Source organism: Epibacterium sp. Ofav1-8 (assembly GCF_022348185.1).
Classification (GTDB): Bacteria; Pseudomonadota; Alphaproteobacteria; order Rhodobacterales; family Rhodobacteraceae; genus Epibacterium.
Genome location: NZ_JAKRFD010000003.1, coordinates 104,082 through 127,575 on the forward strand (window position 1 = coordinate 104,082; position 23,494 = coordinate 127,575).

Genomic DNA, 23,494 nt, shown 5'->3' on the forward strand with positions numbered 1-23,494 from the left:
CGGGTCAGCCCAGCAGGCGGGAGATCAGCAGGAACAGCCCGCCGGACAGGGTGGCGGCGGCCGGAACGGTGATGACCCAGGCCGCGACGATGGTCATGAAATGCGACCGGCGCACCAGCTTGCGGCGCCGGCGCTCGGCAGCGCCGATGCGGGGGGCGTCCGGGGCCGCGGTCTTGGCCTTGCGCATGCGGCGCTCGGTGTCCCATTCGCGAAAGAAACCAACCCCGAACACACCGCCGATGGCGATATGGGTGGAGCTGACCGGCAGGCCGAGCCAGCTCGCCACGATCACCGTGATCGCCGCCGACAGCGCCACGCAATAGGCGCGCATCGGGTTCAGCTTGGTGATCTGGCTGCCGACCATGCGGATCAGCTTGGGGCCGAACAGGAACAGGCCGAAGGAGATCCCGAAGGCGCCGATGATCATCACCCAGAAGGGGATCGAGACGGCCTGGGTGAAATCACCGGAGGTCGAGGCCTGCACGATCGCCGCCAAGGGCCCCACCGCATTGGCGACGTCATTGGCGCCATGGGCAAAGCTGAGCAGCGCGGCGGAGACGATCAGCGGGATTGCAAACAGCACCTTCAGCGACTTGTTGCGGTTCTCCAGCCCGCGCGACTGGCGGCGGATCACCGGGATCATCACCAGCCAGATCGCCAGCGCCACACCAACCCCGATCAGCAGCGCGTCGGTCAGCTCGATCTTGACGATCCGTTTCAGCCCCTTGACCGAGAGATAGGCGGCAAAGGCGCCGCCCATGATGCCCACCAGCACCGGCACCCAGGTGCGGGCGGCGGCGATCTTGTCGTCGCGGTAGATGATGCGGGACTTGATGAACCACAGGAAGGCGGCGGCGATCAGCCCGCCCAGCATCGGCGAGATCACCCAGCTGGCGGCGATCGCCCCCATCTTGGGCCAGTTCACGGCGGCAAACCCGGCAGCGGCAATGCCCGCGCCCATGACGCCCCCGACCACCGCATGGGTGGTGGAGACCGGGGCCCCGATCCAGGTGGCGAGGTTGACCCAGAGCGCCGAGGCCAGCAGCGCCGCCATCATTGCGGCGATAAAGATGGTGGAGCTGGCCATGCTGCTGGGTGCGATGATGCCCTTGGCGATGGTCGAAACCACGTCGCCCCCCGCGATCAGCGCCCCGGCGCTTTCGAAGATCGCGGCGACGACAATGGCAAAGCCCATCGACATCGCATTGGCGCCCACCGCGGGCCCCATGTTGTTGGCCACGTCATTGGCGCCGATGTTCAGCGCCATATAGGCCCCGAAAGCGGCGGCGATGACGACGATGACGGTATTGTCCGCATCCCCCACGATCAGACCGGTCGCCGCGGCGACGATCAGGATGAACACGAAGGCGATCCCCAACCCGACGTTGGATCGGCCCACAAATGCGGTGGCCTGTTCCAGCGAGGACAGGCGATCGAGGTCGCGGTCCAGCGTTTCAAGGTGACGCGGCTCTAGATCGGTCTTGGACACCTGTCCTCTCCTCTGTATCTGCGCGTCGCGTCTGTAACGGTTTTGTGACAGTCCGGCAATGGCGGCAAACAGGCGACCGGACCGCGCCGCAGACCAGAGTGCCGGCGGCGCGCGCGTACAGGTGCTGAGACGGGAGATGCCGGGGCGGGACAGCCAGTTTCAGCCGGGCCGCAAGCCGTAGCGCGCTGCGGCAAGACACATCAGGCGCCGGTGCCTGACGTGATTCTTCATCTCTGTGCAACAGCGGCGCCTCTGGCTTGCCCGTGCAGGCGGGGACTTGGTCCGGGGGGGGGCGGCGGGTGCGCGGGCCGGTGGGTCAGGAGATCACTGCGGCATGCGGCGGCTGCGCCGGGCGGCGGCGCCCCCACGCCGGGTGCGCGGCGGCAGCGTCAACGTCAGCGGCTGAGGCGGCATATGCAGCGAGGCCCGCAGCAGGTCACAGAAGGCGGCAACCGCCGGCGACACCTCGGCAAAGGGGTCGGCCAGCTCCAGCGCATGCTGCACCTCGCGGTGGTAGTTCGCCCGGCCATTGAGCGCGCCCAGCCATTGCATGTAGCCCAGCTGGGCCATGCGGTCCGCCTCTTGGGCGGGCAGGGGGCCCACGTCCAGTTGTCGGATGGTCAGTTCCAGTATCATAGCGCCCTCCGCGCAAAGGGGCGGGCACAAACGGGCAACGGCGATGTTTCAGGTCCAGTGCGGGCCATGTCGGTCTCTCCGTCCCAGGGCACCCCGCCCGGGTAAAAAGTGACTGAGGCGCGACCGCGTCGCACCCGAGATGGCAGGTCTCCTGACTCGCGGGTCGCAGCCGGTCTCCGTACCTTCCCGGACCCGAGGTCCAGTGGCGTCTTTGGAGAGGCTCGCCGCTTACAGTTGCGGGGGCAGTCACGGATTTAGGCAAGGCGCCTGCACCGTATTCCCTTTTCAGCCGGACCTGTCGATCCGGGCACCATCGCGGAAAGGATTGCAGGAACCGCGTGGCCTGTCCAGTCGGAATTCACGCCCCCGGGAGCTGTCCCAAGGGAACTGGCCCGGGGAACTGGCCTCAGGGAACTGGCGAGGGGGCAAAGAAAAACGGCCCGCCGGGAAGGGCGGGCCGTTTGCGATTGGTCAGGGCGCGGCAGGATCAGTTGCCGTTGATGAGGCCCATGCTTTCCAGCTTGAGCAGCACCTGATGGGCGCAGTTGTCGACCTCGACATTCTCGGTTTCGACGCTCAGCTCCGGGTTCTGCGGCACGTCGTAAGGGTCGGAAATGCCCGTGAATTCCTTGATCTTGCCCTCACGCGCCAGCTTGTAGAGCCCCTTGCGGTCGCGGCGTTCGCATTCCTCGATCGAGGTGGCGACATGCACCTCGACAAAGGCGCCGTACTGTTCGATTTCCTCGCGCACGTGGCGGCGGGTGGCCGCATAGGGCGCGATCGGGGCACAGATGGCGATACCGCCGTTCTTGGTGATCTCGGAGGCGACATAGCCGATGCGCTTGATGTTGAGATCGCGGTGCTCTTTGGAGAAGCCAAGCTCGGAGCTGAGGTTCTTGCGCACGATGTCGCCATCCAAGAGCGTCACCGGGCGGCCGCCCATCTCCATCAGCTTGACCATCAGCGCGTTGGCAATGGTGGATTTGCCGGAGCCGGAGAAGCCGGTGAAGAACACGGTAAAGCCCTGATTGGCGCGCGGCGGCTTGGTCTTGCGCAGTTCGGCCACCACCTCGGGGAAGGAGAACCACTCGGGGATTTCCAGACCCTCGGCCAGGCGGCGACGCAGCTCGGTGCCGGAGATGTTGAGGATGGTCACGTCATCCTTGTCGGCGATCTCGTCGTTGGGCTCGTACTGGGCGCGCTCCTGCACATAGACCATGTGCTTGAAGTCGACCATTTCGATGCCGATTTCCTCCTGATGGGCGCGGAACAGATCTTGCGCGTCATAGGGGCCGTAGAAATCTTCGCCGGCGGAGTTCTTGCCGGGGCCGGCGTGGTCGCGGCCGACGATGAAATGGGTGCAGCCGTGGTTCTTGCGGATCAGCCCGTGCCAGACGGCCTCGCGCGGGCCGGCCATACGCATCGCCAGGTTCAGGAGGCTCATGGAGGTGGTGGCCGCCGGGTATTTGTCCAGCACCGCCTCGTAGCAGCGCACGCGGGTGAAATGGTCCACGTCGCCCGGTTTGGTCATGCCGACGACGGGATGAATGAGCAGGTTGGCCTGGGCTTCGCGCGCGGCGCGGAAGGTCAGCTCCTGGTGGGCGCGGTGCAGCGGGTTGCGGGTCTGGAAGGCCACGACCTTGCGCCAGCCCAGCTTGCGGAAATAGGCGCGCAGCTCGTTCGGGGTGTCGCGGCGGGCGCGGAAGTCGTAGTGGACGGGTTGCTGGATGCCGGTCACGGGGCCGCCGAGATAGATCTTGCCCGCCTGGTTGTGCAGGTAGTTCACCGCCGGATGCGCCTCGTCATCGGCGCCAAAGACCTTTTCCGCCTCGCGGGCCTTGTTCGGCTCCCAGCGGTCGGTGACGGTCATGGTGGCGAGGATCACGCCTTCCTGGTCGCGCAGGGCGATATCCTGGCCGATCTCGATCGAGGACGCGAAATCCTCGGAGACGTCCAGGGTGATCGGCATCGGCCACAGCTGGCCGTCGGCCAGGCGCATGTTCTCGACAACGCCGTTATAGTCCTCTTCGGAGAGGAAGCCCTTGAGCGGGTTGAACCCGCCGTTCATCAAAAGTTCTAGATCGCAAATCTGGCGCGGGGTGAGGTCATGGCTGGTCAGTTCAGCGGCTTCGACCTTCAGTTTCTGCGCGGAGTCATAAGATACATAGAGCTCCGGGATCGGAGCCAAATTGCTCAACATGGTCATGAGGCGTCTCTCTCGTCTGGCGTCGGGTCTGCGCAATGGCAGTGCTCGGGCGGGCAATAGCCTGTGCGTATGACGAAAGTCTAGTGATGCAACAGAAAAAGGAAAACATGGGCGATTTTTGCCGAGATTGGATCGCTGGTCCGCAATTGGCGCCGGGAACGGAACAGATTTCAGCCTTTTGCAAAGCTGCGCAGGCCGGATGGTCCGCGGGCGGGCGCGAGCTGTGTCACGAGGCGGCGGGCTGGCCGGCAATCAGGCTGTCGAGACTGGAGGCGCGCGGCAGGGGCAGGGCGGTCACCGGGCCGTCGACGCCGCGCAGGGTGAAGGTCTCAAAGGCCAGCGGCACCTCCGCCACTCCGGCCGCGTCGAAGACCTCGCGCGAGACCAGGATCTCGACGCCGAGGTCCTTGGTCTTGGCCTCCAGCCGGCTGGCGGCATTGACGGTGGCGCCGATCAGGGTGCGCGGTGCCAGCCCGGCGGCGCCGATCTCGCCCAGCACCACGGTGCCCAGGTGCAGCCCCATGCCGATGCGCACCGGATCCTCGCCTTCGGAGGCCAGAACCCGGTTGAACCGCGCCAGTGCGACGCCGATATTGGCCGCCGCCGCCAGCGCCGCCTCGGCAGAGGAGGCCGCATCGCGGGTTTCGAACAGCGCCAGCATGCCGTCGCCCATGTATTTGTCGACGGTGCCGCCGGTGCGGGTGACCTCGGGCACGATGGCGTCAAAGAACCGGTTGAGCAGGAACACCACGTCATAGGGCAAGAGTCCCGCCGAGCGCGCGGTAAAGCCGCGGATGTCGAGGAACAGCACCGCGATGGTCTTTTCCTCGCCACCGGCGGCATGGACCTGGCGGCGGCCCTTGGGGGAATAGACCCGTTTCACCGTCAGCGCCGAGGTGGGGCGGATCTGGCAGGCCAGCCGCATGTTGTCGGCGGCGTTCACCGCCCTGAGGCTGCGGGCCTCGGCGGGGCTGGGGGCGGGCAGGCTGTCGAGCCCGTCGGTCACGGCGACTCGGCAGGTGGTGCAGCGGCCCTTGCCGCCGCAGAGCGAGGGATGCGCGATGCCTTTCATCTGCGACATTTCCAGCAGCGTCAGCCCCCGGTCGGCGGTGATCTCGGGGCCGTCCTCATATCTGATCCGCACCGAGCGGCTGCGCTGGATCAGGCGGCGCAGTGCGAAACAGCCCAGGGCCAGCCCGAGCAGGCCGAAGAACACAAAGACGCCGATGTTGGTGGCATCGGCCAGCGCCACACGTTCGGCGGCGTCGGGCCAGTTGTAATCGGCCATGATCTGGGCGGCAAAACCATCCTCGGCAAAAAAGTCCCACATGCGCCGCCCTTCGGTCACCAGACCGGCCAGCGCCAGCGCCGGGACCAGAACCGCGACGCCGATCATGTAGGGCACCGCATGCTGCCACCAGCGGGTCAGCCGCAGCCACATGTGCAGGCCGATGCAGCCGTGCACCCAGACCGCCAGCAGCAGCAGATACTGGTGCAGCGCCTCCGGCCCGGTCCAGAGCATGAGAATGATCGAGGACATCTCGTCCTCCAGCCCGTAAACCCGGGCGGCGTAGTTGGTGTGCACCACATGCTGGATCAGCTGCAGCGGGATCAAGACCCCGAGGGTCAGTTGCAGCCACTGGGTGAGGCTCATGCGCAGGGTCCGCCGCATCGCCACCTGCCACAGCGCCAGCCCGGCGTGCACCAGCAATGATGCATAGAGCACGATCTGGCCGGGCAGGGATTTGGTCACCGCCTCGCGCGCCTCCTGCACCGCCTCCAGCAGGTCCGGCGACACCAGCCCGGCGGCGACATTGAGGAAATGGAAGAAGGCAAAGGTGAACAGCACCAGCCCCGAGACCAGCCGACTGCGTTGAATCCAGTTGCCCTGCCAGAGTGCCTGCGCCACGTGTGAACGTTCCCCATGAGGTGTTTCACCCGGTTTAGGCGATCCGCGACGGGCTGTCACCTGCGGGATCGGCAAGGCGGGGGCGCCGCACGCAGGATCGGCACGGGCGCCGGATCACGGCAGGCTGAGTTTCGCCATGCGTCCGCCATCGACCGCATAGACCTGTCCGGTGATGAAACCGGCCTCCGCCGAGGCGAGAAACGCCACCATTCCGGCGACATCCTCGGGACGCCCGATCCGGTCCACCGGGTGGATGTGGCGCAGGTCGCGGGCAAAGGCGTCGGGGTCCGGGGCGGCGGCGATCATGGTCCGGTTGAGGTCGGAGTCGATCCAGCCCGGCGCCACCGCATTGCAGCGAATGCCCTCGGCACCATGATCCACCGCCACTGCGCGGGTGAGCCCGTGCAACCCGGCCTTGGTTGCGGAATAGGCTGCGTGGTTGGGATTGGTGCCGATGCCCTCGATCGAGCCGGTGTTGACGATCACGCCCTGGCTGCGGCGCAGGTGCGGCAGCGCCGCCTTGATGGTCAGGAACGGGGCCGAGAGATTGAGCGCGAGATTGCGCTGCCAATCGGTGAGGGTCATGTCCTCGATCCGGGCCTCCTGCATCATGCCGACATTGTTGACCAGAATGTCCAGCTGGCCGGTGCGCGCGATCACTGCGTCGATCACCTGCTGCGGGCTTTCGGGATCGGTGAAATCCGCCCGGATGCTGTCGAACTCCTCGTCGTCGCCCCGTTGCGCGGTCATGACCCGGGCTCCTTCCGCGGCCAGCCGTTGGGCAATGGCGCGGCCAATTCCGGTTCTGCCGCCGGTCACAAGCGCTGTTTTGCCGTTGAAACGCATCGGGTCCCTCCTGTCGTGAAACTCTGCGCGCAGACTGCCACGACGCAGGGGGTCGTGCTAGCAGGGCGGGGCGGATCCGACCTGTGGGTTTCCGTCATGATCGCGACCGGAGACGACTGTGCGCGGATGAACCCTGCCGGCGCGCGCGTTCCTCTGGGCGGAGGCGCGCCGGTATGTGACGGACAATTAACGGTGGCCGCTATTGCTCTGTTATACGGGTGTCATCAACTCAGGGCTGCATGGGCGGGTGCCGATGGGGCACGCGGGCCATCGGGAGGGCTGTGATGAAAATCATGAACTGGAACATCGAGTGGATGAACAACTGGTTCTCTGGCAATCACGATCCGCAGTGGGGCAGCGGGTCGCTCGGCGCCGGGGACGCCCATGTGGTGGCGGCGCGGGTGGCCAATGTCATCCGCGATGTGGACCCGGATGTGCTCTGCGTGCAGGAAGGCCCCAGTGCGATGCCGGAAATGCAGCTCTTCATCGAGGCGCATCTGTCCGATAACGGCGTGCCGCGCTACGAGGCGCTGATCGGCAAGGCGGGCGGCGCGCAGAAGCTCTATGTGCTGACCAAGGTGGGCGGCGCGGTGGCGGCGATCGACCATGCCACCGATGCGCCGACGCAAGAGCTGGAAAACGTGTGGCAGGCCGATGTCGATGGCGACCTCCTGTTGCAACCCTATGATTTTACGCGGCTTCCCATGGTCGTCGACCTTGACCCCCATGCGGGCGCGCCGCTGCGGATCGTGGTGCTGCACACCAAGTCCAAATATGTCCACAACGGTCAGGCGCTGTTTGGCAACCCGGCGCGGCGGCATGAATTCATCGCCGCCGCGATGAAGGCCCGGCGCCGGATCTCTGCCGAGGGGTTCCGCCTGCGCAGCTATCTGGACCAGCTTGTCGCTGCCGATGCCGGGGCACGGGTGATTGTCACCGGCGACTGGAATGATGGTCCGGGGCCGGATTTCTTTGAACGTCAGTATCTGACCCACAATATCGCCGACATCGTGCTGGGCAGCACCTTCTATCCCGATCTGATCTTTCGCCATCCGGTGCTGGAGCGGGTGCCCTCCACCGCGCTGTTCACGGCGCGGTTTGACGATTTTGTCGACGACATCCCGGATCGGCCCCTGCTGCTGGATCATTTTGCGGTGTCGCCGGGTCTGCACGGCGACATCCGCGATGCCGGGATTGCACATGCGGAATACGAGCGCGAATTGGAGGGCAGCGGCGCGGCCCGGACCCAGCGGGCCAGCGATCACCGTCCGATCTGGCTGACGCTCTGACAGCGGTTGCGATCAGGCGATGGAAAACGGCTCCCGAAGAGATCTCTCCGGGAGCCGTTTTTTGATTTTGGGCCAGGGTCTTGGGCCAAGATCCTGAGCAGGGTTCGGAACCGGGATCCGGGACAGGAAACCGGGGCGGGCGGTTACTCCTGCTCGGCCAGGAACCGTTCGGCGTCCAGCGCGGCCATGCAGCCCATGCCGGCGGAGGTCACCGCCTGGCGATACTTGTGGTCGGTCAGGTCACCGGCGGCAAAGATGCCGGGGATCGAGGTCTCGGTGGTGCCGGGCTTGACCTTCACATAGCCGCCATTGTGGGTCTCCAGCACGTCCTTGACCAGCTCGGTGGCGGGCGCGTGGCCGATGGCGACAAAGACGCCCTTGGCCGGGATCTCGGTGATCTCGCCGGTTTTGGTGTGTTTCACCCGCACGCCCTCGACGCCGAGGGGGGTATCGGTGCCGACGACCTCTTCCAGCTCGTGGAACCAAAGCGGCTCGATCTTGGGGTTCTTCATCAGCCGGTCGATCAGGATCTTTTCGGCGCGCAGCTCGTCACGGCGGTGGATCAGCGTGACCTTGGAGGCGAAGTTGGTGAGGAACAGCGCCTCTTCGACGGCGGTGTTGCCGCCACCGATCACCACGATCTCCTGGCCACGATAGAAGAACCCGTCGCAGGTGGCGCAGGCGGAGACGCCAAAGCCCTTGAACTTCTCTTCCGACGGCAGGCCCAGCCATTTGGCGCGCGCGCCGGTGGCGAGGATCACCGCATCCGCGGTGTAGGTGGTGCCGCTGTCGCCCTTGGCCACAAACGGGCGCACAGAGGTGTCGAGCGAGGTGATGATGTCGCCGATGATCTCGGTGCCCATCGCTTTGGCGTGGGCTTCCATGTTGACCATCAGGTCGGGGCCCTGGATCTCGGTATGGCCGGGCCAGTTCTCCACCTCGGTGGTGGTGGTCAGCTGGCCGCCGGGCTCGATGCCCTGCACCAGAATCGGCTCCAGCATCGCGCGGCTGGCGTAAACGGCGGCGGTGTAGCCGGCCGGGCCGGAGCCGATGATCAGGACCTTGGTGTGGCGCGTGTCGCTCATGGTGTTTCCCCACGTCAGATGTGCTTGCGGTCTTGCCGCCGTCGGAGACTGCATATAACTGCGACGCGCGCATGCTTAAAGACCCTCATTCTTGCATCCTGTGCAAGCCCGGCTGCCTGTTTCCAAAGCAGCTGCCATCGCAGCGGGCGCCGGGGTTACAAGAATGTTGCGATATTGTGAAATATTGTTGCGTGAGTACGCGCCCCTGCTATAAGAAGTGCAAATTTCAGGAGAATGCACCCCATGGTCACCACACGTCTGGACCCGATCGACCGCAAGATTCTGTCGGAGCTACAGGCCGATGGCCGGATGACGAATGTCGAACTGGCCAAGCGCGTCGGAATTTCCGCGCCGCCCTGCCTGCGCCGGGTGCGGGCGCTGGAGGAGGCCGGGCTGATCCGCGGCTACCACGCGGAAGTGAACGACCGCGAGCTGGGCTTTGAGGTCCAGGTCTTTGCCATGGTGGGTCTGGAGAGCCAGGCGGAGGCGGAGCTGTCGGCCTTTGAGGAGAAATGCCGCGGCTGGCCGCTGGTGCGCGAGTGCCACATGCTGAACGGCGAGGTGGATTTCATCCTGAAATGCGTGGCGCCGGATCTGTCGACCTTTCAGCGGTTCCTGACCAGCGATCTGCTGACCACGCCGAATGTGGCCAGCGTCAAGACCTCGCTGGTGATCCGCGGCGCCAAGGACGAGCCCGGCGTGCCCTTTGACGTGCTGGAAGAACGGCTGGCGCGCGAGGCCTGACCCCCTCGGCGCGTCTGCGATACGCGTGGTCATAGGCTGCGATCCGATGGCCCCCAGGCAGAAAAACCCGCACAGACAGAAAACGCCCGCCCCTGATGCCAGAGCGGGCGTTTTGCATGTTGTGCCGCCTGTTGGTGCGTCGCGGCCCTAGGCCTGCGCGACCCGGGTGCGGTCGAAGGCGAGCGGGCCAAATCCGGCGATCGAGTCCACCTGCGGGAACATGTTCAGATACAGCGTCTTGATCGGGTAGCTGACCAGGCGCAGCGCGTCGGGGCCGGGGTGGTAGGTCTCGAACTCCAGCCCGCCGACGCGGATCACCGCATGCCGGGCCAGACACAGGTGATACATGTCGACCGGCGCCGGGGGCGTGGTTTCGACGATGTTCATCCCGTCGAGGAACTCGGTCACCGGGGTCAGCAGCGGGCCCTTGTCCTCGGCCGGGCGCAGATGCGCCGGGGTGCGCAGCAGACGCGCGGCGGGGCCAGTCACGACGCAGGAGCTGGGCTTGGCCATGCCGAGGCTGTCGGCCATGAAACTGGTAAGCGCCAGCCGGGCCCCGGTGGCGGTCTTGCGGCCGGGAACCATCGTGGTCATGCCCTTCCAGACCACCGGCTCGTAGGTGCCGCTGTGGGTCAGGACCTGATCGCCGGGAAAGAGATCCTCGATCGCCACCGGGCCATAATCCGTTTCCACCAGCGAGCCGCGGGTAAAGGCGGTGAAGGCCTGTTCGAACAGCGGCAGCGCCGGCGCGATGTGCCGGGTCTCGGCGAGGTTTCCGTTCGGCAGCAGGCTGGCCACCTCGTAGCGGCGCAACTGCGGTTTGGTGTCGGCACGCGGAGCGGCGGATGGGTCCCGCAGCAGCGGTTGGGTCTTGGCGATATTCGCGGCAGCGCGCTGCAACGACTGAGGTAAGGTCATGGCCCTGGCCTCCTTGCTTGTGGCACGAAGTCCGGCCCCCACCGGTGTCTTCGTGCGTGATGTGTGCCCCGCCCGGAACAATACGCAGAACCGGCCCCGGATCCGGACTGGTCAGCAGATCGACCAGCGGACCCCGAAGGGGGCGGCACGCACAGGGGCGGGATATGCGTCCTGCATGGTCCGGGGGCGAGTGGTTGTCCCGGGTGCAGGGGCTGCCGGGTTCTCCGGCGGGAAAAATCCGCTCAGGCGGCCTTGGCGGTCTGGGTCGCAGCTGTCTTAGCGGTCTCGGCGGCCTTGGCGCGACGGCGGGCGATCATCGCCTTGCGCGTGGCGCCGCGGGTCCAGGGCATGCGGACCTCCTGTGCTTTGGAGGTGGCAATGATGGATTTCACGAAACGTGACTGCGACGGCATATTCAAACTCCCTGGCGCCCGAGGGCGGATCAAATCTTAACGCATTCTGTTTTCGACGATCATTGCGGTTTGAATATGACCAACTGGTGGAAACTGCGCAGGCCGTTAATAATTTGCCGGAGCAGCGTCCAGGGGTCTGAAATTCATGAATAAAATGGCGTTGATTGACGCAGGGGAAGGGGTGGCGCAGGGGCCACGGCACAGAAATATGGCAGGATTGGTGCGGCGCGCGCGCCAGCGCGCCGCCGCGCGATCCCCTCTGCGTCAGAGCCGGATGCAGGAGATCAGGCGCCCGTAGTCGGCTTCCTTGGCGTGGGTGCTGCGGCGATAGGAATAGAACCGCTCGGGATCGCTGTAGGTGCAGTGGCGGGTCCATGCGCAGTGATCGATCCCGGCGGCGCGCAGCCGGGCGAGACCGAGGCCCGGCAGGTCGAACTGCATGCGGTCGCCCTGACCCTGGGCGAAGAATCGGCCATTGGCCGGATCCTGCATCATGAAATCATCAAAGAAGTCCGGCCCGACCTCATAGGCGCGCTGCGAAATCGTCGGGCCGATCACCGCGCGCAGATTGGCACGGCTGGCGCCCAGGGCCAGCATCGCCTCGACCGTGGCCTCCAGCACCCCGTCGAGGGTGCCGCGCCATCCCGCGTGGGCAGCGCCGATGACGCCGGCTTCGGGATCGGCAAACAGCACCGGCTGGCAATCGGCGGTCAGCACCGACAGCACCACGCCGGGGGTGGCGGTCACCATGGCATCGGCCCTGGGGCGGGGCGCGTCGGGATCTTCGGGCAGCCCGTCGACCACGGCCACATCGGCGGAATGCACCTGATGCATGCCGAGGAGCGCGTCGGTCGGGGCGGCCATCGCCGCAGCGACACGGGCGCGGTTCAGCATCACGGCCTCGCGCTGATCCGAGGATCCGACGCCGCAGTTGAGCCCCGCAAACACGCCGGAGGAGGCGCCGCCCTTGCGGGTGAAGAACCCGTGCGCGACGGGGGCCAGAAGATCGGATGTGACAGATTCAAGCGTCATTTTTCCAGTCCTGCGGGGGGAGGGCATTGGGCGGGATAGAGGCCGAGCACTTTGAACAGGTTTCCCATTTCCTCCGGGTGCGTCAACCGTCGATGTGCGGCGATCAGCTGGTCGAGCGGATCTCCGTCCAGCCCGGCGGCCAGGGCGCGGGCGCGTTCGGAAATGCCGAGCCGCTCCAGGAACACGCCCTGCGGGGTCAGCCGCGTATGGGCGCAGCCGCAGGCGCGGGCGGCGCGGCAGAGGGTTTCGAAATCCACATGCGCGGTGAGATCGGCGGCGCCGGGATGCTCCAGCGGATCGGCGGGGGCCTTGGCGCGCAGCGCTTGCAGGGTGTCGCCGAGCGAGCGCCAGTCGCCGTAGTCCACCACCAGGGCGGCGCCGCCGTGTTCTGCGATGCGCTGGGCGATCGCCTCGGTGACGACCATGGCGATTTCGCAATGTTCGACCAGATCGCCGTCGCGGGTGTCGTCGAGCCGATGCGCCAGGGCGGGCTGGGGGGCGGGCGCGCCAAGGCCCAGGGTCAGGGCTGTGGCGGCGCCGGTCTCGCCAGCCTCGGCGCGTCCGACCCGGCGTTCGCGCCACTGGTCGCCGTCGCGCTGGAACTGCCGGATCGGCAGCGCGTCGAAGAATTCATTGGCCACCAGATAGAGCGGCTGCTGGGGCAGGTCCTCGACCGAGGGCAGCCAGCGCGGGGCGTGGGCCTTGAGCGCTGCCGCCTGCTGTTCACGCAGGCGCGGGGCGGCCTCGATCAGCACCAGCTCCATGGCGTCGTGGAACCCGGGCACCGCGCGGGTGGCGCGCAGCATATCGACCATCAGGGTGCCGCGGCCGGGGCCGAGTTCGGCCAGGGTGAAGGGCGCGGGGCGTCCCTGGTCGAGCCAGGCCTGCACCAGTGCCAGGCCGAGGAGTTCGCCGAACATCTGGCTGATCTCCGGCGCGGTGATGAAATCGCCCTCGGCCCCGATCGCGGTGGCGGTGGTGTAATAGCCGTGGGCCGGGTTCAGCAGGCATTCGGACATGTAATCCGCAACGCTGATCGGCCCGTCGAGGGTGATGCGGCGCAGCAGGGTTTCCATCAGGCTCATGCGGTGGCCTCCGGTGCAGGGGCGCGGCGGGCGCGCAGGAGGAACCACAGCCCCAGCGCGATCATCGGCAGCGACAGGGCCTGGCCCTGGGTCAGCCCGTAGCCGCCGATCTGCCAGGCGAGGCCCAGCGGGTTGCCCTCCGACACGAACTGGGAGTCGGGCTGGCGGAAGAACTCCACAACAAAGCGGGCAGCGCCATAGCCGGCCAGAAAGGTGCCGAGGATGCGGCCGGGGGCCTGAAAGGCGCGGTGGCGGTAGACCAGCCACAGGATCAGTGCGCCGAGGATCAGACCCTCCAGCGCCGCCTCGTAGAGCTGGCTGGGGTGACGGGCGCAGATCTCGCCCAGGGCCTGGCCGCAGTCCTGCGCGGCGCGGCCCGGAAAGGCGACCCCCCAGGGCAGGTCGGTGGCGCGGCCCCACAGCTCGGCATTGACGAAATTCGCCAGCCGCCCCAGCAGCAGCCCCGGGGCCACGGTATGGGCGACCAGATCGGCGATCTGCAGGCTGTTGATGTTCTGCGCCCGGGCATAGAGCCATGCGGCCAGCACAACCCCGAGAAGACCACCATGAAAGGCCATGCCGCCCTCCCAGATGCGCAGGATCTGGGCCGGGTTCTGCAGGTAGACGGCGGGCTGGTAGAACAGCACATAGCCCAGCCGCCCGCCGAGGATCACGCCGAGGATGATCCAGGTCATCAGATCCTCGACCTGGCGCGGGGTCATCGGCGCGGTCTCTGCGGGCCAGAGCGCCGGGCGTTTGACCGCGCGCACGGCCAGGTGCCAGGCGATCAGGATGCCGACGATATAGGCCAGCGCATACCAGCGCAGCGCGAACTCCATGCCGAAGAGGGAGACCGAAAAGATCTCGGGCGAAAGGTTCGGGAAGGGGATCATGTCAGCCAGCATGGGGGTCTCTGTGCCTCTTTGGGGCAAGTCCTGTCAACGGCTTGCCGTTTCTGCCTCAAGCGCCCATATAGGGGGCAAGCCTCACAGAGGTAAGACATGAACCGGGAGATGGCTATGCAGACCCGCAACAAGATTATGGACGATATTTCGCAGCTGATGACCAACGCCATGGGCGTGGCGCAGGGGGCGAAGGACGAAGCCGAGACCGCGATGAAGGGCATGATCGACCGCTGGCTGGCCGATCGCGATTTCGTGACCCGGGAAGAGTTCGACGCGGTGCGCGCCATGGCGCAGAAGGCGCGTGAGGAAAACGCGGCGCTGAAGGCCCGGCTGGACGCGCTGGAAGCCAAGTCCGACTGACCCATCCGGGCGCTAACGGCCCATATGCCGGCCCATCCGCCCGGCACGAGCCGATCCGCCACGCGCTGGTACCAAGCGGCAAAAGGGATGCGTTGACGCATCCCTTTTTCAGTTTGAGCCCGGGTCGGAGCGGATGCTCCGCCCCGGGCCGTGGCGCGTGCCGGGAGCGCCGCGCGGATCTTCTGACCGGGTGGCAGGTCGGGCGCGGCTGGGAATCAGCGCGGTTTCATGGCTGTCGCGGGGGGAATATGGCAGCGCCTCCGGGCCGTGATCCGCAGCGCGGGCGCGGCTTCTCCGGTTCCGGACCACCAGTCTAGGCAGCTCGGGTAACGCTCCTGTGTCAGCCTAGCACAACATCGATATTTTGCACGTTTTTTCCAGTCATCCACAACTTATTGCAGTTGTCCCCAAATAAAGGGTTGCCAGACGCTGGCCGCAGGATCACCATATTTAGTAGGGAGCGGGGAGATCCTCCCCGGTCCTTAGATCAGACAGCTAGCAATAGGGGCACATCGGGTTCCCATAAGCTAGAGACCAGAGAGGTGGCATCATGGCACTTTCCGAGCACGAGTTGCAGGACGACCTTCACCCCATCGACATCGTTGAGAACCTGGCCTCCCATCACGACTGGGATTTCGACCGGATTGCCGACGATCAGATCGCCATGGCGGTCGAGGGACAGTGGCGCACCTATTCCCTGACGCTGGCCTGGTCCGATTATGACGAGACATTGCGGCTGGTGTGCAGCTTCGAGATGGAGCCGCCGGCGGCCAAGGTGCCGCAGCTCTATGAGCTGATCAACCACATGAATGACCAGTGCTGGGCCGGGGCGTTTAGCTACTGGCCGGAGCACAAGCTGATGCTGTATCGCTATGGCCTGGTGCTGTCGGGCGGGCAGATGGCCACGCCTGAGCAGGTTGATGCGATCGTGCAGGCGGCGGTGGGCAACTGCGAACGCTATTACCCGGCGATCCAGCTGATGGTCTGGGGCGAGCGCCCGGCCAAGGAGGCGATGCAGGTCGCCATTGCAGAGGCCTACGGGCGCGCGTAAGTCTTGCCCCCATCAACCGGTTTTGGATCGGTGACGAGCTGAACGACAGATGGGGGTTATCATGGATATGGAACAGATCGCGGCGCGGGGGCTGGTGCTTTTGGGCTGCGGCAAGATGGGATCGGCCATGCTGGCAGGCTGGCTGGAGCGCGGGTTGCCGCGTGAGGCCGTCTATGTGATGGACCCGAAACCTTCGGACTGGCTGAAGGGCACCGGGGTGCATATCAATGCCGCCGCACCGGAGGCGCCTGCCATCGTGCTGGTGGCGGTGAAACCCCAGATGATGGGCGCGGCGCTGCCCTCGGCGAAATCCTACGGCGGCGGTGGGACGCTGTTCATTTCGGTGGCCGCCGGCACGTCGATCCAGACCTTCGAGGACATGCTGGGCGCCGGCACGCCGATCGTGCGGGCCATGCCCAACACGCCGGCTGCGGTCGGGCGCGGCATCACCGCGATCATTGGCAATGCCCATGCGGGCGAGGCGCAGCTGGCGCAGGCCGAGGCGCTGTTGCAGGCGGTGGGTCAGACCGTGCGGCTGGAGAGCGAAGGCCAGATGGATGCGGTCACCGGCGTCAGCGGCTCTGGTCCGGCCTATGTGTTCCACCTGATCGAGACATTGGCGGCGGCAGGCGTGGCGCAGGGCCTGTCGGAGGATCTGGCGATGCAGCTGGCCAAGGCGACCGTGGCAGGGGCCGGGGCGCTGGCGGAGGCGGCCGAGGAAGATCCCGCCCAGTTGCGGGTCAATGTAACCAGCCCCAATGGCACCACCCAGGCGGCGCTTGAGGTGCTGATGGATGCGCAGGCGGGCTTCCCGCCGCTGTTGCAGCGCGCGGTGGCGGCGGCGGCCAGGCGGTCCGAGGAGCTGTCCCGTGGCTGAGATTTCCTTTGACGATTTTCTGAAGGTGGATGTGCGCGTGGGCACGGTGGTCCGGGCGGAAGCCTTTCCGGAGGCGCGCAAGCCGGCGATCAAGATGTGGATCGACTTTGGCGACGAGATCGGCGAGCGCAAGACCTCGGCCCAGGTGACGGCGCATTACGCGCCCGAGGCGCTGATTGGCAAGCAGGTGATGGCGGTGGTGAATTTCCCGCCGCGCCAGATCGGCACATTCATGTCCGAGGTGCTGGTGCTGGGGCTGCCGGACGCAAAGGGCGAGATCGTGTTGATCGGCCCCGATGGCGACGTGTCCGCCGAGGTGCCGACCGGTGGGCGGATGCACTGATGGCGGGCAGGGATGCGATGCGGGTGCTGGTGACGCGTCCGATGACGGCGGAGGTCACGGCGCGGGCGCAGGCGGAGTTCGACGTGGAGATCCGGGCGCAGACCACGCCGATGGGGCGCGACGAGATGATCGCCAGCCTGCGCGATTTCGACGTGGTGGTGCCGACCCTGGGGGATGCCTATGGGGCGGAGATCTTTGCCGCCGCAGCGGCACCGCGCTGCCGGTTGCTGGCGAATTTCGGCGTTGGGTTCAATCACATCGATGTGGTGGCGGCCCGGTCTGCGGGGGTGGCGGTGACCAATACGCCCGGGGCGGTGACCGATGCCACGGCGGATATTGCGCTGACGCTTATGCTGATGAGTGCGCGGCGCGCGGCGGAGGGCGAGCGGCTGGTGCGCTCCGGCCAATGGGCGGGCTGGCACCCGACTCAGATGCTGGGGCTGCATCTGACCGGCAAGCGACTGGGGGTGGTCGGGCTCGGGCGGATCGGGGATGCGATCGCGCGGCGGGCGCATTTTGGCTTTGGCATGGAGATTTCCTATGTGGCGCGCAGCGACAAGGCGACGGACTACCCGGCCCGGCGTGCCGCGTCCCTGCCGGAGTTGGCAGCCGCCGTTGACATGCTGGTGGTTGCGGTGCCGGGCGGCGCGGAGACCCGTCACCTGATTGATGCGGAGGTGCTGGCGGCGATGCCGCGCCATGGGCATCTGATCAATATCGCCCGCGGCGAGGTCGTCGACGAGGCGGCGCTGATCGCGGCCTTGCAGGCGGGGCAGATCGCCGGTGCGGGGCTGGATGTCTACGAGTTCGAGCCCGAGGTGCCGCAGGCGTTGCGCGCGCTGGACACTGTGACCTTGCTGCCGCATCTGGGCACCGCCACCGAGGAGGTGCGCAGTGACATGGGCCATATGGCACTGGACAATGTGACGGCGCATCTGGCCGGGCTGGCACTGCCCAACCCAGTCTAGGCGTTAGCTCCCCTCATCCAGCGCGGTGCGCTGCCCCCTGCGGCAAGGGGGACGTGGCTGCTGTGTCTGGGAAGACGGGGAGGCTCCCGCGCCCGCAGGTGGTTTGGCCCGTCGGGCCGCACCCCCTTGGCGGCCTTGGGCCGGGCAGCCAGCCCAACGGGCTGGCTGCGGCACGCAAGGTGCCCTTGGCACCTTGCGTGCCAGGCCCAACCGAACCGGGGGTGCCATCGGCACATCCCTGTTTGGGCGGGAGCGGCCCCTGTTTGGTCCTGACATCTCGTTTTGCCGGGGCACGGGGTGCAAAGAGCGGCGGCGGTGCGATCAGACTATGTGGAGTGCCGCGGGCTCACGCGATGTGTTTCGAGAGGGGTGCAGGGGCGGGGGGCGGGATGTCAGCGCTTCGGCGCATCTCCCATCGCCTCCCGCCAGTGGCGGCGGCAGAGCGATACATAGCTTTCATTGCCCCCGATCTGCACCTGATCGCCTTGGGTCAGGACATTGCCCTGATCGTCCTGGCGCACCACCATGGTCGCTTTTTTACCACAGTGGCAGATGGTGCGCACCTCGCGCATCTCATCCGCAAGCGCCAGCAGCGTCGCCGAGCCGGGGAACAGCTTGCCCTGGAAATCCACTCGCAGGCCGTAGGCCAGCACCGGCACCCGCAGATCATCGACCACCCGGGCCAGCTGCCAGACCTGCTCGGGGGTGAGGAACTGCGCCTCATCCACAAAGATCGCGGCCACCGGTCCGTCCTCCAGCCGCCGGGAGACGCGGGCGAAGAGGTCGTCTTCGGGCAGGAAAACATCCGCCTCGGCACTGATGCCGATGCGCGAGGCAATGCGACCGGTGCCGGCGCGATCGTCGATGCGCGCGGTCAGCAGATAGGTCTGCATGTTGTTCTCGCGATAGTTGTAGGATGCCTGCAGCAGCACGGTCGATTTGCCGGCATTCATCGTGGAGTAATTGAAGTAGAGCTTGGCCATGGCGCGGGCTTACCCCGTCGCGCGGGTTCGGAAAAGCTGAAAATGCGCCGCCGATGCTCCCCGGCGCCGGCCGTGGCAACAGCCCCCACCTTGTGCGGGGCGGGACCTCCTGGTCGCAGGTAACGGGTTGGTCGCAGGTTTGGCAGGTATCGGGCCAGAGGGGCGGAACCGGGACTTGCACTGGCACCGGCGCGCCGCTTGACTTGCGGAGACTTGCGGGCAGGGTGGAGGCCTGTCGCGGTGGCCTGTCACGGCGGATGTGGCGATGCCCCCAGAGCAAGAGCGTGGGCTCAGGGCACCCAGTGCCTTATTCTGAACCGCACCCGGACCGAGGGGGCATCCAAACGGGCAGACCAATTACCGCAACAAGGATCGAAACCTCACTCACAAGCACGACCCTCTCACCTGCCGGGACACCAATGGTCACACACGCCACTCGTCACGTTGAGCTGTCACGGCAGGTATGGCAAAGGTATGCCAATTCAGTTAAGCAAACTTAATGGGAAATTAATCTCGAGGTTCCCCCGCCAGAGTGAGGCGGGGACATCGATTTGGGTGAAAGAGCATTATGGCGGATATCGGGACGTATCTGAAAAAACACACAGAAGCACTGGTGAAGGACGTGGGGATCGAAGCCGCCTGCCAGATCACCGGCAAGTCGAAGGCCACATTGGGACGCTATTATTCCGACAATGTGGAACATGCGGATCGTTTCATTCCCGTGGATGCGGTTGCAAAGCTGGAAGGGGCGTCGTCCTTTCCGCATGTGACCTCGGCGCTGGCGGATCTGAAGAACATCACGCTGTCCTATTCCGGCGAGCCCGGTACCGTGTCGCGCCCGGGTGGGGTCAACACCGATGTGATCGCGTTAAGCCGGCGTTTTGCGCAGTTGATGAGCGAGTATCAGGACGCGATCGCCGATGGCATCATCACCGTGAACGAGGCCAAGCGCCTGCTGAAGGAAACGGTGCTGCTGCAACAGGTGCTGCTGGATATGAAGCTGCATCTGGAAGAGGAAAGCACCTGACGCGCCAGCCCCGCTGATCCATTGGTGGTTGTGCGCAAGGGGTTGGGCCCCGCGGGCGTGCCGGGAGGTGGGTTTTTCGGAAGCGATCCTGCGGACGTGGGCAGCGTTGGTTGGGGCCGGGATCGGTTGTTTTGACTGCAAATTTCGGGTTTCAATTCGGGTTTCAAACGGTGCGCGCCCTGACCGGGCGCGCGCTTTTTTGTGTGTGAAGAGGGGGCGATGGGCAGGCAAGGATCCACCAAAGCAGCAGCTTCAGATCCATCCCGGCCATGCCCCCGGTCTGCCGGACGCCGCTTGGGCGCAAGGAAAATAGCCGTATCCACGCCCGTCGCCCGCAGGCGGGGCCGGGCGCGGAGCCTCGGCGATTTGCCGTGCCCCCGGCGCTGATACGTCCGGCTGTCGGGGTGCAGGGCGGGGATGGCTCCGAAGCAGCAGCGTCGGCGTCAGGCGGAGACAGGGGCCGCGTGGCGGCGCAGGATCACCGAGCCGACGGAATAGCCCGCCCCGAAGGAGCAGATCAGGCCGGTGTCGCCGGGGGCGAGATCGTCGGAATATTTGGAAAAGGCGATGATCGAACCGGCGGAGGAGGTATTGGCGTAGTCCTGCAGAATATTGGGCTGTTCGCCCGGCTCGGGGGTGCGACCGAGGACTTTCTTGCCGATGAAATCATTCATCGTCTTGTTGGCCTGATGCAGCCAGAGGCGCTTGAGCGCGGTGGCCTCCACCCCTTCGGCGGCCATATGGTCGGCGATGTGCTGGCTGACCATCGGCAGCACCTCCTTGAACACCTTGCGGCCGTTCTGCATGAACTGCATGTCGCGGCGGTCGGTGACCCCGTCGGGGCGGGAGCGGCGCAGGAAACCGTTGTTGTTGCGGATATTGTTGGAAAACTCCGTGGCGCAGCGGGTCGAGAGGATCTCGAAATGGGCGCCGGTGGCATCGGACTGCCGCTCGATCAGGGTGGCGGTGGCCACATCGCCAAAGATGAAGTGGCAATCGCGGTCGCGCCATTCCAGATGGCCGGAGCAGATCTCCGGGTTGACCACCAGCGCGGTGCGGATCGAGCCTGCGCGCACCATGTCGGCGGCGGCCTGGATGGCGAAGGTGGCCGAGGAGCAGGCGACATTCATGTCAAAGGCAAAGCCGCCGCAGCCCAGTAGCTGTTGCACTTCGATGGCGACAGCGGGGTAGGCGCGTTCCAGGTTGGAGGCGGCGCAGATCACCAGGTCCACATCCGCGGCGGTGCGCCCGGCCTGGGCAAGCGCCTGTCTGGCCGCGTCCAGCGCCATTTCCGCCATGATGCCCGGTTCATCATCGCTGCGCTGGCGCAGCCGCGGATGCATCACCTCCGGGTCGAGCACGCCGGTCTTGTCCATCACGTAGCGACTCTGGATGCCGGAGGCCTTCTCGATGAACTCCTCCGAGGAATACTGCAACGGGGCGCGATCCCCGGCGGCGATCTCTGCGGCGTGTTCGGCGTTGTAGAGGTCCACATAGGCGTTGAAGGCGGTGACCAGTTCCGCATTGGTGATGCGCTCGGAGGGGGTGAAGACCCCGGTGCCGGTGATGGCGGGTGTATGCATGTCTGTGTCCCAGGTGGCGGATCCGTGACGGCTCCTGTCTCGAGGTGGCGCATATAGGGACCGTTTCAAGGTGCAAGGTCAAGGGTGGCAGCGGGCGCGGGGGCGCATGCCCTTGGGTCAGGTTGCGGCAAAAAGCGGGAAAGCTCCCCTTTAAATACTTCATGGTCTGAACTATCTCGCGGGCAGGAGACAGGACATGCATGCAGATTTTTCCGACAGCTGGGATCTCTTTACGCCCGAAGTGCAGGCCATGATGGGGGTCTTTGCGCTGCATTGGCAATTGGAGCAACGGCTGATTGATGCAAGTCTGGGGGAACAGTTGGGACGGTCCGAATGCCAGCTGCTGCTGATTCTCGCGCGGCCCCGCCGCATGGGGGAACTGGCGCGGCTGGCGTTGAAGGCGCCCTCGGTGGTGACCGCTGCGGCGGCGACACTGGAGGCGCAGGGGCTGATCCGGCGCGTGCGGGATGCGCGTGACGGGCGGGCCTGGCTGCTGGAATTGACGGAAGACGGACAGAACCGCCGACAACAGCTTGTCGCCCGGGCCTCTGCGGTCTTCTATGAGACATCGGGCCTGAGCGAGGAGGAAGCCAAGCTTCTCGCCGGGTTGGCACAAAAGATACATAACAAGGCCGTTCAGTCGGGCGCTGTGGGACCCTGTGAAGGAGACGAGACATGACATTGAGATCAATCCGGGCCGTGTTGCTGGGCGCGGTTCTTGCATTGCCGCAGACTGTCGGCGCGCAGGAGGAGGCCGAACCGGCGGCGGTGCTGAAGCCGGTGAAGCTGATGACCGCAAACGGGGGCGCATCGCCGCTGGAGCGGCAGTTTTTCGGCCAGGTGGCGGCGAAGGAGACCGTGGACCTGGCGTTTCAGGTCGGCGGCCAGGTGCTGCGGCTGCCGGTGACCGAGGGCGATGTGGTGCCCGAGGGGGAGCTGATCGGGCAGCTGGATCTCGAGACCTTTCAATTGCAGCTGGAGCAGGCGGTCCTGAACAAGCAGCAGGCGGACCGCAGCAAGGAGCGCAACGAACGCCTGGCCGGAACGGTGAGCCAGGTGGCGATCGAGGATGCGGAGACGGCCGCGGGCCTGGCCGAGGTGGCCCTGCGCACCGCCCAGACCAATCTGGATCATGCGACGCTTTACGCGCCCTTTGATGCGCTGGTGGCCCGCCGTGAGGTGGCGCTGTTTTCCACGGTTTCGGCCGGAACGCCGATCGCCCGGCTGCATGACATGTCGGAGCTGCATGTGGAAATCGACGTGCCGGAGCTGCTGTTCCAGCGCGCCAACGAGAGCGACACCTTTGACATTGTTGCAACCTTCCCGGGGTCGAGCACCGAATACCCGGCCGAGATCCTGGAATATGCCGCCGAGGCCTCTGCGGTGGGGCAGACCTATCGGGTGACCCTGCGGATGGACCCGCCGGAGGATCGCCAGATCCTGCCGGGGGCGTCGACCACGGTGAAGGTGCGGGTGATGACCGGGCGCCACCGGATCGCGCTGCCGGCGACGGCGATCGTGACCACGCCTGCGGGCGAAACCGGGGTGATGATCTTCACCCCCACGGGCGCCGATCAGGGCTCGGTGCGCTGGACCGAGGTGGAGATCGAGCCGAACCAGTTCGGCACGTTCGACGTGCTGTCGGGGATTGCCGATGGCGACGAGGTTGTCCTGACCGGCGGTGCTGCGCTGGAAGACGGTCAGGCGGTGCGCCGCTTTACCGGTTTCAGCAACTGAGGCCCGCG

At 66.0% G+C, this 23,494-nt stretch carries 23 protein-coding genes and 1 riboswitch; of the genes, 10 read left to right on the forward strand and 13 right to left on the reverse strand.

Annotated elements, in window-relative coordinates; translation table 11 throughout:
- Window positions 1–4: 4 nt before the first annotated feature.
- The 5 genes from MHM97_RS05745 to MHM97_RS05765 all read right to left on the reverse strand — a co-directional run bounded on the left by MHM97_RS05745 (window position 5) and on the right by MHM97_RS05765 (window position 7,086).
- Window positions 5–1,489, reverse strand: a complete 1,485-nt coding sequence (locus MHM97_RS05745) for an inorganic phosphate transporter (RefSeq protein WP_239320521.1) — start codon at window positions 1,487–1,489, stop codon at window positions 5–7.
- A 324-nt stretch (window positions 1,490–1,813) separates the two neighbouring features.
- On the reverse strand, window positions 1,814–2,125 hold the full coding sequence (locus MHM97_RS05750) for a hypothetical protein (protein ID WP_239320524.1): 312 nt from the start codon (window positions 2,123–2,125) through the stop codon (window positions 1,814–1,816).
- A 124-nt stretch (window positions 2,126–2,249) separates the two neighbouring features.
- Window positions 2,250–2,455, reverse strand: a riboswitch (cobalamin riboswitch).
- A gap of 157 nt (window positions 2,456–2,612) precedes the next feature.
- Window positions 2,613–4,331, reverse strand: coding sequence for a bifunctional sulfate adenylyltransferase/adenylylsulfate kinase (locus MHM97_RS05755; RefSeq protein WP_239320527.1), 1,719 nt, complete (start codon window positions 4,329–4,331; stop codon window positions 2,613–2,615).
- Window positions 4,332–4,557: 226 nt separating this feature from the next.
- Window positions 4,558–6,240 (reverse strand): adenylate/guanylate cyclase domain-containing protein, encoded by a 1,683-nt coding sequence (locus tag MHM97_RS05760; RefSeq protein ID WP_239320530.1) that lies wholly within the window; start codon window positions 6,238–6,240, stop codon window positions 4,558–4,560.
- 114 nt (window positions 6,241–6,354) lie between these two features.
- On the reverse strand, window positions 6,355–7,086 hold the full coding sequence (locus tag MHM97_RS05765) for an SDR family NAD(P)-dependent oxidoreductase (RefSeq protein ID WP_239320533.1): 732 nt from the start codon (window positions 7,084–7,086) through the stop codon (window positions 6,355–6,357).
- Between the two features lie 284 nt (window positions 7,087–7,370).
- Between MHM97_RS05765 and MHM97_RS05770 the strand changes: the two genes are divergently transcribed.
- On the forward strand, window positions 7,371–8,375 hold the full coding sequence (locus tag MHM97_RS05770) for an endonuclease/exonuclease/phosphatase family protein (RefSeq protein WP_239320535.1): 1,005 nt from the start codon (window positions 7,371–7,373) through the stop codon (window positions 8,373–8,375).
- 143 nt (window positions 8,376–8,518) lie between these two features.
- Here the strand turns inward: MHM97_RS05770 and trxB are convergent, their stop codons facing one another.
- Window positions 8,519–9,460, reverse strand: a complete 942-nt coding sequence (trxB, locus tag MHM97_RS05775; protein ID WP_239320537.1) for a thioredoxin-disulfide reductase — start codon at window positions 9,458–9,460, stop codon at window positions 8,519–8,521.
- A 243-nt stretch (window positions 9,461–9,703) separates the two neighbouring features.
- Here trxB and MHM97_RS05780 point away from each other — a divergent pair, with 243 nt between their 5' ends.
- The gene (locus MHM97_RS05780; protein WP_239320539.1) at window positions 9,704–10,204 is read left to right on the forward strand and encodes an Lrp/AsnC family transcriptional regulator; all 501 of its coding nucleotides are present in this window, start codon (window positions 9,704–9,706) and stop codon (window positions 10,202–10,204) included.
- 147 nt (window positions 10,205–10,351) lie between these two features.
- Here MHM97_RS05780 and MHM97_RS05785 read toward each other — a convergent pair whose 3' ends face one another.
- The 5 genes from MHM97_RS05785 to lgt form a co-directional block, all read right to left on the reverse strand.
- The gene (locus MHM97_RS05785; RefSeq protein ID WP_239320542.1) at window positions 10,352–11,122 is read right to left on the reverse strand and encodes a Hint domain-containing protein; all 771 of its coding nucleotides are present in this window, start codon (window positions 11,120–11,122) and stop codon (window positions 10,352–10,354) included.
- Window positions 11,123–11,364: 242 nt separating this feature from the next.
- On the reverse strand, window positions 11,365–11,535 hold the full coding sequence (locus tag MHM97_RS05790) for a hypothetical protein (protein WP_239320544.1): 171 nt from the start codon (window positions 11,533–11,535) through the stop codon (window positions 11,365–11,367).
- Window positions 11,536–11,799: 264 nt separating this feature from the next.
- Window positions 11,800–12,567: a peptidoglycan editing factor PgeF gene (gene pgeF / locus MHM97_RS05795; protein ID WP_239320547.1), complete on the reverse strand. Its 768-nt coding sequence runs from the start codon at window positions 12,565–12,567 to the stop codon at window positions 11,800–11,802.
- Window positions 12,564–13,652 (reverse strand): class I SAM-dependent methyltransferase, encoded by a 1,089-nt coding sequence (locus MHM97_RS05800; RefSeq protein WP_239320549.1) that lies wholly within the window; start codon window positions 13,650–13,652, stop codon window positions 12,564–12,566. Before MHM97_RS05800 ends, pgeF begins: the two co-directional genes overlap by 4 nt.
- Window positions 13,649–14,557 carry a prolipoprotein diacylglyceryl transferase gene (lgt, locus tag MHM97_RS05805; RefSeq protein ID WP_239320551.1) on the reverse strand — a complete coding sequence of 303 codons (909 nt, stop codon included), beginning with the start codon at window positions 14,555–14,557 and terminating at the stop codon, window positions 13,649–13,651. The genes MHM97_RS05800 and lgt overlap by 4 nt, the downstream gene beginning before the upstream one ends.
- A 114-nt stretch (window positions 14,558–14,671) precedes the next feature.
- On the opposite strand from lgt, the gene MHM97_RS05810 reads away from it, so the two are divergent.
- The 5 genes from MHM97_RS05810 to MHM97_RS05830 all read left to right on the forward strand — a co-directional run bounded on the left by MHM97_RS05810 (window position 14,672) and on the right by MHM97_RS05830 (window position 18,156).
- Window positions 14,672–14,917 (forward strand): accessory factor UbiK family protein, encoded by a 246-nt coding sequence (locus MHM97_RS05810; protein WP_239320553.1) that lies wholly within the window; start codon window positions 14,672–14,674, stop codon window positions 14,915–14,917.
- Between the two features lie 550 nt (window positions 14,918–15,467).
- Window positions 15,468–15,968, forward strand: coding sequence for a YbjN domain-containing protein (locus MHM97_RS05815; protein ID WP_239320555.1), 501 nt, complete (start codon window positions 15,468–15,470; stop codon window positions 15,966–15,968).
- A gap of 61 nt (window positions 15,969–16,029) precedes the next feature.
- On the forward strand, window positions 16,030–16,845 hold the full coding sequence (gene proC / locus MHM97_RS05820) for a pyrroline-5-carboxylate reductase (RefSeq protein ID WP_239320557.1): 816 nt from the start codon (window positions 16,030–16,032) through the stop codon (window positions 16,843–16,845).
- Entirely contained in the window at window positions 16,838–17,188 is a 351-nt protein-coding gene (locus tag MHM97_RS05825; protein WP_239320559.1) for a tRNA-binding protein, read from the forward strand. Before proC ends, MHM97_RS05825 begins: the two co-directional genes overlap by 8 nt.
- 17 nt (window positions 17,189–17,205) lie before the next feature.
- Window positions 17,206–18,156, forward strand: a complete 951-nt coding sequence (locus tag MHM97_RS05830; protein WP_370645688.1) for a 2-hydroxyacid dehydrogenase — start codon at window positions 17,206–17,208, stop codon at window positions 18,154–18,156.
- Window positions 18,157–18,548: 392 nt separating this feature from the next.
- Here MHM97_RS05830 and MHM97_RS05835 read toward each other — a convergent pair whose 3' ends face one another.
- The gene (locus MHM97_RS05835; protein ID WP_239320562.1) at window positions 18,549–19,139 is read right to left on the reverse strand and encodes a thymidine kinase; all 591 of its coding nucleotides are present in this window, start codon (window positions 19,137–19,139) and stop codon (window positions 18,549–18,551) included.
- 568 nt (window positions 19,140–19,707) lie between these two features.
- Between MHM97_RS05835 and MHM97_RS05840 the strand changes: the two genes are divergently transcribed.
- Entirely contained in the window at window positions 19,708–20,166 is a 459-nt protein-coding gene (locus tag MHM97_RS05840) for a hypothetical protein (protein ID WP_239320565.1), read from the forward strand.
- Between the two features lie 443 nt (window positions 20,167–20,609).
- On the opposite strand, the gene MHM97_RS05845 is transcribed toward MHM97_RS05840, so the two are convergent.
- The gene (locus tag MHM97_RS05845) at window positions 20,610–21,749 is read right to left on the reverse strand and encodes a beta-ketoacyl-ACP synthase III (RefSeq protein WP_239320568.1); all 1,140 of its coding nucleotides are present in this window, start codon (window positions 21,747–21,749) and stop codon (window positions 20,610–20,612) included.
- Window positions 21,750–21,945: 196 nt separating this feature from the next.
- On the opposite strand from MHM97_RS05845, the gene MHM97_RS05850 reads away from it, so the two are divergent.
- Both MHM97_RS05850 and MHM97_RS05855 read left to right on the forward strand, forming a co-directional pair.
- Window positions 21,946–22,428 (forward strand): MarR family winged helix-turn-helix transcriptional regulator, encoded by a 483-nt coding sequence (locus tag MHM97_RS05850; protein WP_239320570.1) that lies wholly within the window; start codon window positions 21,946–21,948, stop codon window positions 22,426–22,428.
- On the forward strand, window positions 22,425–23,486 hold the full coding sequence (locus MHM97_RS05855) for an efflux RND transporter periplasmic adaptor subunit (protein ID WP_239320572.1): 1,062 nt from the start codon (window positions 22,425–22,427) through the stop codon (window positions 23,484–23,486). Before MHM97_RS05850 ends, MHM97_RS05855 begins: the two co-directional genes overlap by 4 nt.
- Window positions 23,487–23,494: the final 8 nt, after the last annotated feature.

Bases quoted from the DNA above. Each gene is read 5' to 3' on its own strand.
- MHM97_RS05835 (WP_239320562.1), bottom strand. From the start codon at position 19,139: ATGGCCAAGCTCTACTTCAATTACTCCACGATGAATGCCGGCAAATCG.
- MHM97_RS05755 (WP_239320527.1), bottom strand. From the start codon at position 4,331: ATGACCATGTTGAGCAATTTGGCTCCGATCCCGGAGCTCTATGTATCT.
- MHM97_RS05780 (WP_239320539.1), top strand. From the start codon at position 9,704: ATGGTCACCACACGTCTGGACCCGATCGACCGCAAGATTCTGTCGGAG.
- MHM97_RS05750 (WP_239320524.1), bottom strand. From the start codon at position 2,125: ATGATACTGGAACTGACCATCCGACAACTGGACGTGGGCCCCCTGCCC.
- pgeF (WP_239320547.1), bottom strand. From the start codon at position 12,567: ATGACGCTTGAATCTGTCACATCCGATCTTCTGGCCCCCGTCGCGCAC.
- MHM97_RS05790 (WP_239320544.1), bottom strand. From the start codon at position 11,535: ATGCCGTCGCAGTCACGTTTCGTGAAATCCATCATTGCCACCTCCAAA.
- MHM97_RS05815 (WP_239320555.1), top strand. From the start codon at position 15,468: ATGGCACTTTCCGAGCACGAGTTGCAGGACGACCTTCACCCCATCGAC.
- MHM97_RS05785 (WP_239320542.1), bottom strand. From the start codon at position 11,122: ATGACCTTACCTCAGTCGTTGCAGCGCGCTGCCGCGAATATCGCCAAG.
- trxB (WP_239320537.1), bottom strand. From the start codon at position 9,460: ATGAGCGACACGCGCCACACCAAGGTCCTGATCATCGGCTCCGGCCCG.
- MHM97_RS05850 (WP_239320570.1), top strand. From the start codon at position 21,946: ATGCATGCAGATTTTTCCGACAGCTGGGATCTCTTTACGCCCGAAGTG.
- MHM97_RS05770 (WP_239320535.1), top strand. From the start codon at position 7,371: ATGAAAATCATGAACTGGAACATCGAGTGGATGAACAACTGGTTCTCT.
- MHM97_RS05765 (WP_239320533.1), bottom strand. From the start codon at position 7,086: ATGCGTTTCAACGGCAAAACAGCGCTTGTGACCGGCGGCAGAACCGGA.
- MHM97_RS05845 (WP_239320568.1), bottom strand. From the start codon at position 21,749: ATGCATACACCCGCCATCACCGGCACCGGGGTCTTCACCCCCTCCGAG.
- MHM97_RS05855 (WP_239320572.1), top strand. From the start codon at position 22,425: ATGACATTGAGATCAATCCGGGCCGTGTTGCTGGGCGCGGTTCTTGCA.
- lgt (WP_239320551.1), bottom strand. From the start codon at position 14,557: ATGCTGGCTGACATGATCCCCTTCCCGAACCTTTCGCCCGAGATCTTT.
- MHM97_RS05840 (WP_239320565.1), top strand. From the start codon at position 19,708: ATGGCGGATATCGGGACGTATCTGAAAAAACACACAGAAGCACTGGTG.
- MHM97_RS05810 (WP_239320553.1), top strand. From the start codon at position 14,672: ATGCAGACCCGCAACAAGATTATGGACGATATTTCGCAGCTGATGACC.
- proC (WP_239320557.1), top strand. From the start codon at position 16,030: ATGGATATGGAACAGATCGCGGCGCGGGGGCTGGTGCTTTTGGGCTGC.
- MHM97_RS05800 (WP_239320549.1), bottom strand. From the start codon at position 13,652: ATGAGCCTGATGGAAACCCTGCTGCGCCGCATCACCCTCGACGGGCCG.
- MHM97_RS05830 (WP_370645688.1), top strand. From the start codon at position 17,206: ATGCGGGTGCTGGTGACGCGTCCGATGACGGCGGAGGTCACGGCGCGG.